General features: G+C 44.0%; 14 protein-coding genes. 9 read left to right on the forward strand and 5 right to left on the reverse strand.

Going from position 1 to position 12,086, the window contains the following annotated elements; genetic code table 11:
• Positions 1-4: 4 nt before the first annotated feature.
• From LZG71_RS20955 to LZG71_RS20975, 5 genes are all read left to right on the forward strand, one after another.
• On the forward strand, positions 5-691 hold the full coding sequence (locus LZG71_RS20955) for a DsbA family protein (RefSeq protein ID WP_233823686.1): 687 nt from the start codon (positions 5-7) through the stop codon (positions 689-691).
• Positions 692-1,124: 433 nt separating this feature from the next.
• Positions 1,125-3,308, forward strand: coding sequence for a glycogen debranching protein GlgX (glgX, locus tag LZG71_RS20960; protein ID WP_233823688.1), 2,184 nt, complete (start codon positions 1,125-1,127; stop codon positions 3,306-3,308).
• 10 nt (positions 3,309-3,318) lie between these two features.
• Positions 3,319-3,534 carry a SemiSWEET family sugar transporter gene (locus LZG71_RS20965; protein WP_233823690.1) on the forward strand — a complete coding sequence of 72 codons (216 nt, stop codon included), beginning with the start codon at positions 3,319-3,321 and terminating at the stop codon, positions 3,532-3,534.
• A 223-nt stretch (positions 3,535-3,757) separates the two neighbouring features.
• Entirely contained in the window at positions 3,758-5,308 is a 1,551-nt protein-coding gene (locus LZG71_RS20970) for an FAD-dependent oxidoreductase (RefSeq protein WP_233823692.1), read from the forward strand.
• A gap of 106 nt (positions 5,309-5,414) precedes the next feature.
• Positions 5,415-5,960 (forward strand): ferritin-like domain-containing protein, encoded by a 546-nt coding sequence (locus tag LZG71_RS20975; protein ID WP_233823693.1) that lies wholly within the window; start codon positions 5,415-5,417, stop codon positions 5,958-5,960.
• 67 nt (positions 5,961-6,027) lie between these two features.
• Here LZG71_RS20975 and LZG71_RS20980 read toward each other — a convergent pair whose 3' ends face one another.
• The 3 genes from LZG71_RS20980 to LZG71_RS20990 all read right to left on the reverse strand — a co-directional run bounded on the left by LZG71_RS20980 (position 6,028) and on the right by LZG71_RS20990 (position 8,354).
• A complete protein-coding gene (locus LZG71_RS20980; RefSeq protein ID WP_233823695.1) occupies positions 6,028-6,699 on the reverse strand; it encodes a DUF6766 family protein in 672 nt (223 codons plus the stop codon).
• Between the two features lie 174 nt (positions 6,700-6,873).
• The gene (locus LZG71_RS20985) at positions 6,874-7,869 is read right to left on the reverse strand and encodes a TIGR03885 family FMN-dependent LLM class oxidoreductase (protein WP_233823697.1); all 996 of its coding nucleotides are present in this window, start codon (positions 7,867-7,869) and stop codon (positions 6,874-6,876) included.
• Between the two features lie 5 nt (positions 7,870-7,874).
• Positions 7,875-8,354, reverse strand: coding sequence for a CinA family protein (locus tag LZG71_RS20990; protein ID WP_233823698.1), 480 nt, complete (start codon positions 8,352-8,354; stop codon positions 7,875-7,877).
• Between the two features lie 255 nt (positions 8,355-8,609).
• On the opposite strand from LZG71_RS20990, the gene LZG71_RS20995 reads away from it, so the two are divergent.
• The 4 genes from LZG71_RS20995 (at position 8,610) to LZG71_RS21010 (ending at position 10,305) form a co-directional block, all read left to right on the forward strand.
• On the forward strand, positions 8,610-8,819 hold the full coding sequence (locus LZG71_RS20995; RefSeq protein WP_233823700.1) for an SDR family NAD(P)-dependent oxidoreductase: 210 nt from the start codon (positions 8,610-8,612) through the stop codon (positions 8,817-8,819).
• A gap of 164 nt (positions 8,820-8,983) precedes the next feature.
• On the forward strand, positions 8,984-9,400 hold the full coding sequence (locus tag LZG71_RS21000; protein WP_233823701.1) for an SDR family oxidoreductase: 417 nt from the start codon (positions 8,984-8,986) through the stop codon (positions 9,398-9,400).
• Between the two features lie 255 nt (positions 9,401-9,655).
• Complete coding sequence (locus tag LZG71_RS21005) at positions 9,656-10,099, forward strand: response regulator (RefSeq protein WP_233823703.1); 444 nt, start codon at positions 9,656-9,658, stop codon at positions 10,097-10,099.
• Positions 10,100-10,125: 26 nt separating this feature from the next.
• The gene (locus LZG71_RS21010) at positions 10,126-10,305 is read left to right on the forward strand and encodes a hypothetical protein (protein WP_233823705.1); all 180 of its coding nucleotides are present in this window, start codon (positions 10,126-10,128) and stop codon (positions 10,303-10,305) included.
• A gap of 162 nt (positions 10,306-10,467) precedes the next feature.
• Here LZG71_RS21010 and tal read toward each other — a convergent pair whose 3' ends face one another.
• Entirely contained in the window at positions 10,468-11,565 is a 1,098-nt protein-coding gene (gene tal, locus LZG71_RS21015; protein WP_233823707.1) for a transaldolase, read from the reverse strand.
• Positions 11,566-11,639: 74 nt separating this feature from the next.
• Positions 11,640-11,987, reverse strand: a complete 348-nt coding sequence (locus LZG71_RS21020; RefSeq protein WP_233823709.1) for a hypothetical protein — start codon at positions 11,985-11,987, stop codon at positions 11,640-11,642.
• Positions 11,988-12,086 lie beyond the last annotated feature (99 nt).

Consider the following 12,086-nt stretch of genomic DNA (forward strand, 5'->3'; position numbering starts at 1 on the left):
TAAATTGGATTTATCGTCACATCAGGCGGATCGGGTAAAAATTGTTTTTTACACCGATCCGCTTTGTTGCTGGAGTTGGGCATTGCAGCCTCACTGGCAACGTTTCATCGAAAATTATAAACATCAAATCACCTACTTTTACTGCATGGGTGGGATGATTCCGGATTGGAAGAAATTCAACGATCCGTTCAATTCTGTAAGCCGACCTGCACAAATGGGACCGATATGGATGGAAGCGCAGCACAAAACGGGAGCCGAAATCAACGATTTGATCTGGATTGAAAATCCGCCTGCTTCCTCCTACCCTGCCTGCATTGCTGTAAAAACGGCAGGTTTGCAAAGTTTTGAAGCATCGGAAATGTATCTACGGGCAGTTTGGAAAGCTGTGATGGTCGATTCGCTGGATATATCGAAAAAGGAAATTTTACTGAAAATCGCAGGTGATTTAAATATAAGTAAATCCGTAGCTTTTGATTTTGACCGGTTTGAAAATGAATACAACAATGAGCTGAGCCGGGATGCATTCCGTAATGATCTGAGGCAGATTAGCTACAACAAAATCGGACGCTTCCCGACAATGACTTTAACAAAAGCAGGCAAAGGATTGATCATGACCGGTTACCGGCCGTACGAAGCACTGGTGGAAGCATTTGATCAGTTACAGCTGATTTGTGAAGAGCAGGTGGTATAAAATGGAAAAGAGTGAAGCACCTTCCGGTTGGTTGGGTGCTTCACTCTTTTCTCAATGTCTCTCATCCGAATTTATCGTATCACGCCCTGGGGTTGCCCGCTTTTGCTCATCGCTTTGCTCAATGTGGTCGCGCACATCCGCAGAAGTTGTGTCTTTACCAATCACTGTTGAATCGATCGGTGTGCCTTGGTCAGCTCATTCTGACTCTTCTCGTTTTGGGAACATCCCAGCTGTAAAATGGCTGCGATGCCAAGGACTGCGAAAGTTTTCGATTTCATAATCTTTTGTTTTAGGTGAAAGTTTTGCTACTGGCTCAACGTGCGCCTGTCTTATAAAAGTTGTTTCAAAACCGCGTTCAGTTGGCACGAAAATTATTACTGCACCCATCCGATTGACAAACTCAACACATTAAAAATTTAAAAAAATCAATGTTATGGAAAGGCGTATAGAAAATGAATTGCTGGAATCACCGGTAGACGACCAGGTGCTGACATTACCCGGCAAGCCGTATCCTTTGGGTGCAACGTGGGATGGAAAAGGAATTAATTTCGCTGTTTTTTCCGAGAATGCGGATGGTATAGAACTTTGCCTTTTTGAAGAAGAAAATGAGTCCGACGAATATATTAAAATCAAGATTGAGGAAGTAACACACCACATCTGGCACGTGTATGTTCCCGGACTTAAACCCGGACAGCTTTTTGGATATCGGGCTTATGGTCCATATGAACCTGAAAACGGGCATCGCTTCAACGGAAATAAGCTATTGCTTGATCCTTACGCAAAAGCCATTAATGGGACCATAAATTGGGGAAATGCGGTTTTTGGTTATCAGATCGGAAGTGAAAAGGAAGATCTCAGTTTCAGTGACACTGACAGCGCGGGATTTATGCCAAAAGCTGTGGTTATCAATCCGGAATTTGACTGGCAGGACGATAAACGTCACGATATTCTTTATCATAATACAGTTATTTACGAGCTTCACGTAAAGGGATTTTCGAAACTGAATGAAGAAATTCCGGAGGAAATACGCGGTACCTACGCAGCCATTGCGCATCCTATCTCAATTAAATATTTGAAAGACCTGGGCGTTTCCGCTGTTGAACTGATGCCCATACATCATTTTGTGGAGGATCAGCATTTGCTGGAAAAAGGGCTAACCAATTATTGGGGTTACAATTCTTTGGGTTTCTTTGCCCCTGATCCAAGATATAGCAGCAACCGGGAGCCAGGCGCACAGGTTACCGAATTCAAAGAAATGGTTCGGGAGCTACACAAAGCGGGAATTGAGGTAATTCTGGATGTGGTATACAACCACACGGCGGAAGGAAATCATCAGGGACCAACTTTGTCTTTCAAAGGATTGGATAATGCGTCTTATTACCGGCTGGTGGAAGACGATAAGCGACACTACATGGACTACACCGGTACGGGCAACACACTGAATGTGCAGCTTCCGAATGTACTGGCATTGATCATGGACAGTCTCCGCTATTGGATCACGGAAATGCATGTCGATGGTTTCCGCTTCGACCTTGCAGCTTCCCTTGCACGTACGCTGCATGAAACTGATACCCTGAGTTCATTTTTTAGTATTATTTATCAGGACCCGATTATTTCCCAGGTCAAAATTATTGCTGAGCCCTGGGATATTGGTGATGGTGGTTATATGGTTGGTAAATTCCCTCCTGGCTGGGGTGAATGGAATGGTATGTTCCGGGATCAGGTTCGAAACTTCTGGCGCGGGCGCGATATTAAAATGACTGCTTTCGCGCATCGATTTACAGGAAGTCCCGATTTATACCAAAACGATTACCGTAGACCAACGGCCAGTGTGAACTTCATTACTGCGCACGACGGCTTCACGCTCAACGACCTTGTGAGCTACGATGAGAAACACAATGAAGCGAATGGCGAAGACAATAAGGATGGTGAAAATAATAACCATTCGTGGAATTGCGGTGTGGAGGGGCCAACCGACGACCCGGATATCAAGGCTCTTCGTGAAAGACAAAAAAGAAATTTGCTGACCACCATGTTCCTATCACAAGGTGTACCGATGCTGGTTGCCGGTGACGAGTTCGGCAGGACGCAAAATGGAAATAACAATGCCTATTGTCACGATGATAAAATATCGTGGCTCGACTGGCAAAATGCGGATTGGAACCTGTTCGAGTTCACCAAATCCCTCATTCACTTTTGCGAGGAGCATCCTACTTTCAGGCGCCGCCGCTGGTTTCAGGACTTGCCGGTTGCCGGTTCGGATGTTAAAGACATCATGTGGTTTCGGCCGGATGGACATCAGATTCCCGATCAGCAGTGGGACGAGGATATTGCGAGATCTTTTGGAGTGTTTCTTAACGGAAGAGGTATAAGGTGTGTAGATCTAGAAGGAAAGAGAATTCAGGATGACCACTTTTACATCATTTTTCATACCGGCGGAGATCACACCGACTTCGTACTTCCAAGCGAAGAATGCGGATCTGAGTGGCGCATTGTGATCAATACAGCAGAAAATTTTATCGGGGAGGGCGATCAAATCATTGGAACTGCTGATACCGTAAATGTGATAGGCCACGCTGTGGTTGTATTGAAATGCCTTGCCGCAACTTCACCTTAATGATTAAAATATGGAATTCATAGACGGATTCGGTTTGGTTGCCGTTATTTGCACTTCCTCCGCAGTGATACCGCAGCTGGTAACAACAATCAAAAAGAAAAAGGCAAGTGAGGTTTCCATGGCCATGTTCATTGTGTTGCTCACCGGTAAGGCGCTGTGGGTTTATTATGGTTTTGAAAAAAAGACATTCCCATCATCCCCACCAACATTTTCACAATATGTTTAAACATAGCCATGCCGTTTTTAAAGTATAAATACAAAGACAATAAATAAAGCTGTGAAAAATGCGATTGCCCGGAAAGAGTAATCCTTCGGGTAATATCGCGACATCATCTAAGACACTATCCCAACTTCTTAATGCTGCCGGCTATCGCGGACGACCAGTCGAAGGCCGAAAGCCGACTGCAAAAGGCAACCACCATATCAACTACGCTAAAAATTGAACTTCTATGGAAAAAAATCAAAACACCCGCGACGGACGAAACGAAAGTTTGTGGCAAAAAAATACCTCTGCATTAACTCCTGCTTCAGAATTTAATCCATCTAAAATTTATGATGTACTCATCGTCGGAGCCGGCATTACGGGCATTACAACTGCTTTATTGGTTCAAAAAGCAGGCTTACACTGTGTGATCGCAGAAGCTCACAATCCCGGGTATGGCACCACGGGAGGCACAAGTGCTCACATCAACACCTTTGCAGACACGACTTTTGCCGAGGTTGAAAGCGCGTTTAGCAAAGATGCAGCAAAACAGTTTGCCAACTCCATCGTCGAATCTGTGGAGCTGATCCACGAGCTGGTGGAGACCTATAAAATTGACTGTGATTTCGAATGGAAAAAAGGATATGTGTATTCACAAACCGACGATGAAACCAAGGAGCTTGACGATATTCTTGAAAGTTCTATCCGGGTTGGCGTTGAAGTTGTCGTAACCACTCAGGTTCCGGTGAATGTAGCTTACCAGAAAGCAATTGTTTTTAACGGGCAGGCGCAGTTTCATCCATTGAAATACATTTACGCACTGCAAGCTGAGTTTATAAATCTCGGTGGAGTGCTGATCGAAAATATACTTATTCAGGATATAGAATCCGAACAGGATGTGCACACTGCCACATCGGATTCCACACAAATTAAGGCAAAAGCTGTGGTGTATGCGACGCATATTCCTCCGGGTGGCGTGAACGTACTGCATTTCAGAAATGCCCCATATCGCAGTTATGTTATTGCCGCAACTTTGACAAACGATGCATATCCGGAAGGCTTGGTTTACGACATGCAGGAGCCTTATCATTATTTCAGAACGCATGTTATTGACGGGCAAAAATACCTTGTTGCGGGGGGACATGATCATAAAACGGGACATGGAGATCCGGAACAGTCTTTCGCAGATTTGATTGAGTTTACTAAAAAATGTTATCCCGTTAAGGAAGTTTTCACCCAATGGTCGGCGCAGTATTTCGTCCCGGCAGACGGCCTGCCCTACATTGGCAAATTACCCGGAGCACCGGACGGAATTTACGCCGCTACAGGTTTTAACGGAAACGGAATGATTCTTGGCACCGTTTCTGCAATGGTTTTGAGCGACTTGATACTTCAAGGCGAAAGCGAATATGAGGCACTGTTCAATCCTGGCCGCATCAAGCCGATTGCAGGTTTTACTGAAATCGTTAAAGAGAATGCGGATGTTGTTGCGCGTTTTATTGGTGACCGTTTTGGGGTGGAAAAAATCGAATCTGTTTTCCAGTTACCGACCGACTCGGGTGATATTGTGGAATATCATGGACAAAAACTTGCAATTTACAAGGACTCCACCGGCAATGTGCAAGCACTTGATCCTGTATGTACACATGCGAAGTGTATTGTGAACTGGAACAATGCTGAAAAAAGCTGGGATTGTCCCTGTCACGGTGCGCGTTTTGATACTGACGGAACTGTTCTGACCGGACCGGCACGAGAGAATCTCAGGGAGATAAATCTGAATGTTTTAACTGAAAATTGATTCTTCAAACACGCATCAGCTACACATTTTTTCTGGCCTCCACTGGCATGATATTTTGTAAAGTATGCTGCGATAAATCAACGCTTACCATTTAAAAACTCATTTTATGAAAACGACTAAAAGCAAAACCACCGCCAAAAAACAGATCACAGAACAAGACGGTGAAAAATTAAAAGAATTGTTCGTAGACGGTCTTAAAGACATTTACTGGGCAGAGAAAAATCTGGCAAAAGCACTTTCCAAAATGTCAAAAAACGCAACTTCGGAAGAATTGAAATCAGCTTTTGATCTTCACAAAACGCAAACTGAGGAGCATGCTGCCACACTTGAGCAAGTATTCGAAATCATCGGAGAAAAAGCGCAGGCAAAAAAATGTGCGGCAATGGAGGGACTGATTGAAGAAGCCAATGAAATCATCGAAAGCACAGAAAAAGGAACTTTGGTTCGTGATTGCGGCTTGATCATGGCTGCCCAAAAAGTAGAGCATTATGAAATCGCTTCTTACGGCACACTTCGTAACATCGCCAGAACACTGGGTCACGAGGACGTTGCTTCGCTGTTACAGCAAACGCTGGATCAGGAAGGAGAAACGGATCACCTGCTAACCGAACTTGCCGAATCGTATGTAAACGAGCAGGCAAGCGTAGAGTAAAACAAATCGGGAATGAGTAAAAAAGCTGACTAAAATTTGGTCAGCTTTTTTTGTTTTACATGACATCTTATTTACCAGTTTCTGAATGGGGCGCGTCAACCGGTTTTGACTCGGGAGAACCCTTCTGCCTCAGAAAAATGGTGAGCAGAACGATGCTTGCAATTGAAAGAAATTCACTCTGCCAGTTCTGAAAAGTTTCAAACCAAAAATTAGCCTGCGTCAGGTAATTTGCCACACTATCCTGCGGATTCCCATTGAGTACATTTTGCTCATTGTGGTCAACCCAACTTCCATAAAGATGCAATCCCCAGCTGATCAGGAAGAGAATCATGAATGCTGTAAAAAGTGAATTTTCATACAATTTGAGAATAAAACCACCCTTCCTCACAGGCCACGGCGCATCAGGACGAGCCACTGGTTCCCGATCCACATCCTCGGGCTCATCCAGCGACTTGGACTCCGCGGAGCCTTGCTGGCGAAGGCCTACCGTAAGCACCACATACAGCGCCATTTGCAAAAATTCACTTTCGAAATTTTCGAATGTAGCTGAGATAAAATGCCCGCTGTGCAGGTAATTCCACATTCCCACAGCCTCTACTCCATCCTGTTCCAATCCCGAATTGTACTCATGCCATCCAGTAAAGATCTGGCCTACTAGCGCGATCCCAAACAGGGAAAGGACGACAATTCCCAAGCCGTTTTTATAGAAAAATGAATGATGTTTAGTCGTTGCATTCATAGATATCTGTTCTAAATTATTGGTGAACCTAACCCAAGACAGTTTTGCTATCGCCTGTCGGCAGACTGTCCGAAATTTCTCTGTTGAATAGACCTGATAGCCGAAGGTCGGGCAGCCCCACCGATAGCCGATTGCCAATAGCTGATTGCACTAGACAAGAATCAGAAAGCTTCGTCAAACTATGGAATGTGCAGGAATGTCTTTAACAATCAATTGCGGAATAACCTTCTGCCCAAAATCCTCAATAAATTTCACCTGATTCAAATTCACATTATGAAGATAAAGCTGGGAAACCCCGGCTTCAATATCCCGGGACAGCCACTCCACATGTTGATCGGCACTATCGGAAATTCTGACACCAGACTTCATATCCTCCGGTCTTACCATCGCTCCCGCAGCGTCAAAGCCGATCGGGGAACGGATATCAGATAATAGTGATGATGAAAATACATTGTTTTTCCACTGCTGGTGAGCACCTTCCACAGCTTTTCCCATGGTCATGTCGTACGACAACTGCACTTTCAAGTACACAGGTTTGCCTTCTCCTCCACCCTCTCTGAATGCATCCACCATTTGTTTCAGTTCCTCCTGCGGGCGCGAAGTAGTGATCATGGCATCTGCCCAGCTTCCCACCCATTTGGCCGTTTGCGTGGTAAGTGCTGCACCAACGATTGAAGGAATATAATTAGGTAACGTATATAGTTTTACGTCGTAAACATCCACCAGCCCATTGTGCGTAACAGCCTCACCAGCCCAAAGTGCACGCATGATATCGACACATTCTTTGAGCCGCTGGTTTCGCTCCGTTTTGGATGGCCATTTTTCCGCCGTAATGTGTTCATTAAGAAATTGTCCGCTTCCCACCGCGATCCAGAAGCGTTGCGGGAACATTTCACAAAGGGTAGCAACTGCCTGAGCGATAATAGCAGGATGATAACGCTGGCCGGGCGCATTTACAATTCCGTAATGCATGTTTGTGGCCTGCATGGCCGCACCAAGCCAGCTCCATGCAAAGCCGCTTTCCCCCTGGGTTTCTCCCCAGGGAAAAAAGTGGTCAGAACTAAGCGCATTTGTAAAACCCGCCTGCTGTGCTAATTTCACATAGTTGGTAAGTTCACTTGGCTTGAACTGCTCATGAGAAGCATGGTAACCGATTTCAACTTTTGTCATATCGTTTAAGAATTCAGTTCATTGATAATGGTTTTGGCAACAAGGTCCGCGGTGAGCAGCACAATTTCCTCAGGCGCACCTTCAAATACTTCCCTGACTGCAACCGAACGATCCTTAATCACTATGTGAATAAAGATTGTCCCCACAGGTTTTTCAGGAGTTTCGCTACCACCCGGTGTGGTAAGGCCAGTTATGGCAGCTTGTACGTCGGACTTGATCAGGTTTTTCAATCGTATGGCGAGCTCTTCTGTTACTTCCTCAGACTCAGCGGTGTATTTTTCAATAAAATCCGCGTCAATACCAAGAACGTCTGTTTTTACCTCGGCATCATAGCAGACAAGCCCTCCTTTCAGTACGCTTCCCGAGTTTTCGGTTAGTGAAAATTCCGCAGCAAGCCGTCCCGCGGTAGCGCTCTCCGCAAAGGCAATAGTCAACCCCTTTTCTTTCAATGTTTGGCTACATTCGGTGATGAGTTTTGATGGCATATTTGTGAACATATAGTGATGTAAATTATCCGCATGAAATTGCCCCGTCATAGATCCAGTTAGCAGATTTCGATGCGCGATCGTATAAAAAATATGCCAAAACCTGCTGACTATCGGGTCAATCTGAAATCTTTATTTGAGGCTTCTATCTTAATTTACTTTTAAGTTCTTAACCGCAAGTTTTGATTTGCATTACCACCACTGATTGGCATAGAATTTTATTAATGCAGCCGATTCACTTAAACCGGATATCTAATGAATAACTACGCGTTAATTACAGCAGGAGCCAGTGGCATTGGTTACGAACTTACCAAATTGTTTGCCGGAGATGGGTACAATCTTAGACTGGTTGCACGTAATCAGTCCGAGCTTGATCAGGTTCAACAGGTACTCTCTGCAAATGGTATTGACGTGATCACACTGGCCAAAGACTTATTTATTAAGGAGCAGGTGTTTGAAGTATAATACGAAATACAAAGCTGAGGGCTCACAGTTGAAGTATTGGTGAACAATACCGGACAGGGTGTGAATGAACTTTTTGACGAAGTAGATATAGAGCGTGAGTTGAACATCATCAATTTGAATATTTCCGCGCTGGTCATTCTGACCAAATGTTTTTTTTGCAAAATATGGTTTCACAAAACTCAGGCAAAATTCTGAATCTGGCATCCATTGCCAGCAAAGCTCCCGGACCTTGGCAAGCCGTTTATCATGGTACAAAAGCATTTGTACTTTCGTTTACAGAAGGTATCAGAGAGGAGTTAATAGATTCCGCTATCACAGTTACGGCGTTGCTTCCAGGAGTCACGGATACGGATTTCTTTAACAAAGCAGATATGTTAGACAGCAAAGCGATTCAGGATAAGGACGCAATGGCTGACCCGGCAGATGTGGCCAAGGATGGATACGAAGCGCTTATGGCTGGGAAAGATAAGGTAGTATCCGGACTTAAAAATAAGCTACAAACGGCGATCGGAAATATAACGCCTGATACCTTGCAGGCACGCCACATGGCTGAGCAGCAGAAGCCTGTTTCTGAGGACTAGTGAGATAAAGGCTGTGCCCAAAGCAGGTTTTAAATCTGAATTGGCACAGCCTGTATTATTCTATGTACTACTGTAATAAACTATTCCACACGATAAAAAATCAAGAAGAACCGGCATTTAATTGCTAGTGTGGCGTAAACGAAATATTATACTGAAATTGTGTGCAAAGTGCAGGTATGGTCTTATATTCTGTTGTGCCTACTCCTATTTTTGGTTTCCCTGGTTTTCACATTTATAAAAAATATTCAAACTACTATGGACATTTTTACCCAGCCGTTTAGTTTGCAGACCCTGACAATCCTGCTGGTAGACGATGACGCGGACGACATTTTGGTATTTAAAGAATCAATTTCAGATTTTCAAATCACAATAAACTTAAAACTCGCTTACAATGGACTGGATGCGATTTCAACGCTCACACAATTCCAGGATTTCGATATTATTTTTCTGGATATCAATATGCACCTTATGAACGGTTTTGAATGTCTTGCAGAAATACGGAAGCAAAGCTGGACATTTCCGGTAATTATGCTATCCAGTTCAAATACCAACCACTACATATCTCAGTCCAGAACACTGGGTGCAAATGGTTTTATAACAAAGCCTATTTCGCTGATCCAGTATCAGCAAACTGTAAAAAATGTGCTTTCTACGGACTGGACAAAAAAAGAAACCGAATTCTATTTAGATGTCAGATGACCGTAAAATGTTGTTCACACCAGTCTTTGAAATCAATTGACATCACATTTTTCAGCAAAGACATAGTTGGAGGATCATTATTTCTTGGAATGAGCGGGATGGGTTTGCCTTGTAAAAATCAAAAGTCCTACCCTGCCGAACTTGAAGGCAAAAGCCGGATTGTGGTCTGCGGTACTATTTTCAATACCATAAAAATGCTTTTGTAGCTAACATGTTAAATGGAGGTTATTCATTTTTCTGCTTGGTATCGCGTTTATCCTTTTTGTCGGCGCGCTTTTCTTTCAGGTTTTTGGCAGGAGCTTTCTTGTCGCCTTTCTGCACGGTTTTTTCCTTTGTCATGATTTTTTTTATTTTGTTAAAATTAAATTTTACCTCTGCTTCTCAATCGCATCAAGTAGTTTTTGAAACGGCGCATTGAACTTTTCAATGCCCTCGTCTTCCAGCTGTTTTGTTACTGCAACCAAATCGATGCCGGCTGCCTTTATCCTTTTCAAAACGTCGCTTGCTGCTTCCACATGATCTTCCAGTCTGCTTGCCGGATTGCCATGATCACGATATGCTTCCAGCGTGTCCATCGGAATCGTATTCACAGTATTTAACCCGATCAGCGCCTCTACATATTTGGTATCCTTAAATGCAGGGTTTTTGTTTCCGGTGCTTGCCCATAACAAACGCTGCGGTACAGCTCCTTTTTCGGCCAGTTTTTTCCAGCGATCCGTACTGAACATGCGTTTGTATATCTGGTAGGCAAGTTTTGCGGATGCGATAGCGACCTCGCCTTTCAAATCTCCCAATCCCTTATCATCCAGAAACGGATCGACCAAAATGTCGATTCTGCTTAAAAAGAAACTTGCTACAGAAGCCACATGATCTACGGGCAATCCCGTTGCTGCTCTTTTTTCCAGACCAGCGATGTATGCCTCCGCAACGGCTTCGTAACGATCCAGACTGAAAAGCAAAGTGACGTTGATGTTGATTCCCTCGCTAATGGCTTCTTCAATTGCAATAAGTCCGGATTCGGTACCCGGAATTTTGATCATCACGTTATCCTTGCCAACTTCTTCCCAAAGCTGGCGTGCCTGTTTTATAGTCGCTTGTGTGTCCTTCGCTAAAAATGGCGATACTTCCAGGCTCACGTAACCATCTGCACCAACCACACCTTCCTCGTCATACACCGGCACCAGCAGATCGCAGGCCAATTGGATATCGGCCACGGCAAGACCAAAAAATATTTCCTCGTTCGATTTCCCACTCATCGCCAGCTCAGCAATATCGGCGTCATAATCGGAACTGCTGCTGATTGCTTTTTCAAAAATAGCCGGATTGGATGTAACTCCTCTCACACCATCTTCTTCCACCAATTTTTTCAAGTCGCCAGAGAAAATGATTTTGCGGTCAATAAAATCCAGCCATATACTCTGGCCAAAGTCATGTATCTGTTTTACTTTACTTATATTCATCATCATCGCTTTTTACAATTTGATAATTTGGTAATACACCCATTCCTGAAATATTGAATGACCAAAATATGATCCAGTATTCATTCCTTGTCATCATTGGAAGCACCCAGTTTCAACGCTGAAGACAATGCGGAAAGCAAGGATGGCATTTCCCCTTCGGCGCCGACGTCAGGTGCAATCAATAATACCTTGGCGGCGATTACGGCCATTTTACCGACAATACTTGTTGAGTCCGTAGGACTTGCGAGAAGCAGCGCTTTTAATTCACGAAGCTCCTGCGCGATTGGTTGCAGGTTATCACTTTCCGATAGTGGCACGAGCCACTGATCGATTAAAGCTACACCAAGCTGTGGCGTAATGGTGTTTTCGTCGGTTAATGTATTCGTAGTGTTTTCCAGTAATTCTGTTGTATTTGCAAGACTTTTCATATTCGAAATTTCGTTTTTAGCTGTTCAAGCCGCCTAGTTATTCAAGAATCGTTCCAACAATCATCGTCGCGTATTGGCTACTTAAGTATACAGGAATGA

The organism is Dyadobacter sp. CY312, from assembly GCF_021390535.1.
GTDB lineage: Bacteria > Bacteroidota > Bacteroidia > Cytophagales > Spirosomataceae > Dyadobacter.

What these genes read in the sequence shown, in the direction of transcription:
- glgX (WP_233823688.1), top strand. Translation starts at nt 1,125, where the DNA reads ATGGAAAGGCGTATAGAAAATGAATTGCTGGAATCACCGGTAGACGAC.
- LZG71_RS20965 (WP_233823690.1), top strand. Translation starts at nt 3,319, where the DNA reads ATGGAATTCATAGACGGATTCGGTTTGGTTGCCGTTATTTGCACTTCC.
- LZG71_RS20970 (WP_233823692.1), top strand. Translation starts at nt 3,758, where the DNA reads ATGGAAAAAAATCAAAACACCCGCGACGGACGAAACGAAAGTTTGTGG.
- LZG71_RS20975 (WP_233823693.1), top strand. Translation starts at nt 5,415, where the DNA reads ATGAAAACGACTAAAAGCAAAACCACCGCCAAAAAACAGATCACAGAA.
- LZG71_RS20980 (WP_233823695.1), bottom strand. Translation starts at nt 6,699, where the DNA reads ATGAATGCAACGACTAAACATCATTCATTTTTCTATAAAAACGGCTTG.
- LZG71_RS20985 (WP_233823697.1), bottom strand. Translation starts at nt 7,869, where the DNA reads ATGACAAAAGTTGAAATCGGTTACCATGCTTCTCATGAGCAGTTCAAG.
- LZG71_RS20990 (WP_233823698.1), bottom strand. Translation starts at nt 8,354, where the DNA reads ATGCCATCAAAACTCATCACCGAATGTAGCCAAACATTGAAAGAAAAG.
- LZG71_RS20995 (WP_233823700.1), top strand. Translation starts at nt 8,610, where the DNA reads ATGAATAACTACGCGTTAATTACAGCAGGAGCCAGTGGCATTGGTTAC.
- LZG71_RS21000 (WP_233823701.1), top strand. Translation starts at nt 8,984, where the DNA reads ATGGTTTCACAAAACTCAGGCAAAATTCTGAATCTGGCATCCATTGCC.
- LZG71_RS21005 (WP_233823703.1), top strand. Translation starts at nt 9,656, where the DNA reads ATGGACATTTTTACCCAGCCGTTTAGTTTGCAGACCCTGACAATCCTG.
- tal (WP_233823707.1), bottom strand. Translation starts at nt 11,565, where the DNA reads ATGATGATGAATATAAGTAAAGTAAAACAGATACATGACTTTGGCCAG.
- LZG71_RS21020 (WP_233823709.1), bottom strand. Translation starts at nt 11,987, where the DNA reads ATGAAAAGTCTTGCAAATACAACAGAATTACTGGAAAACACTACGAAT.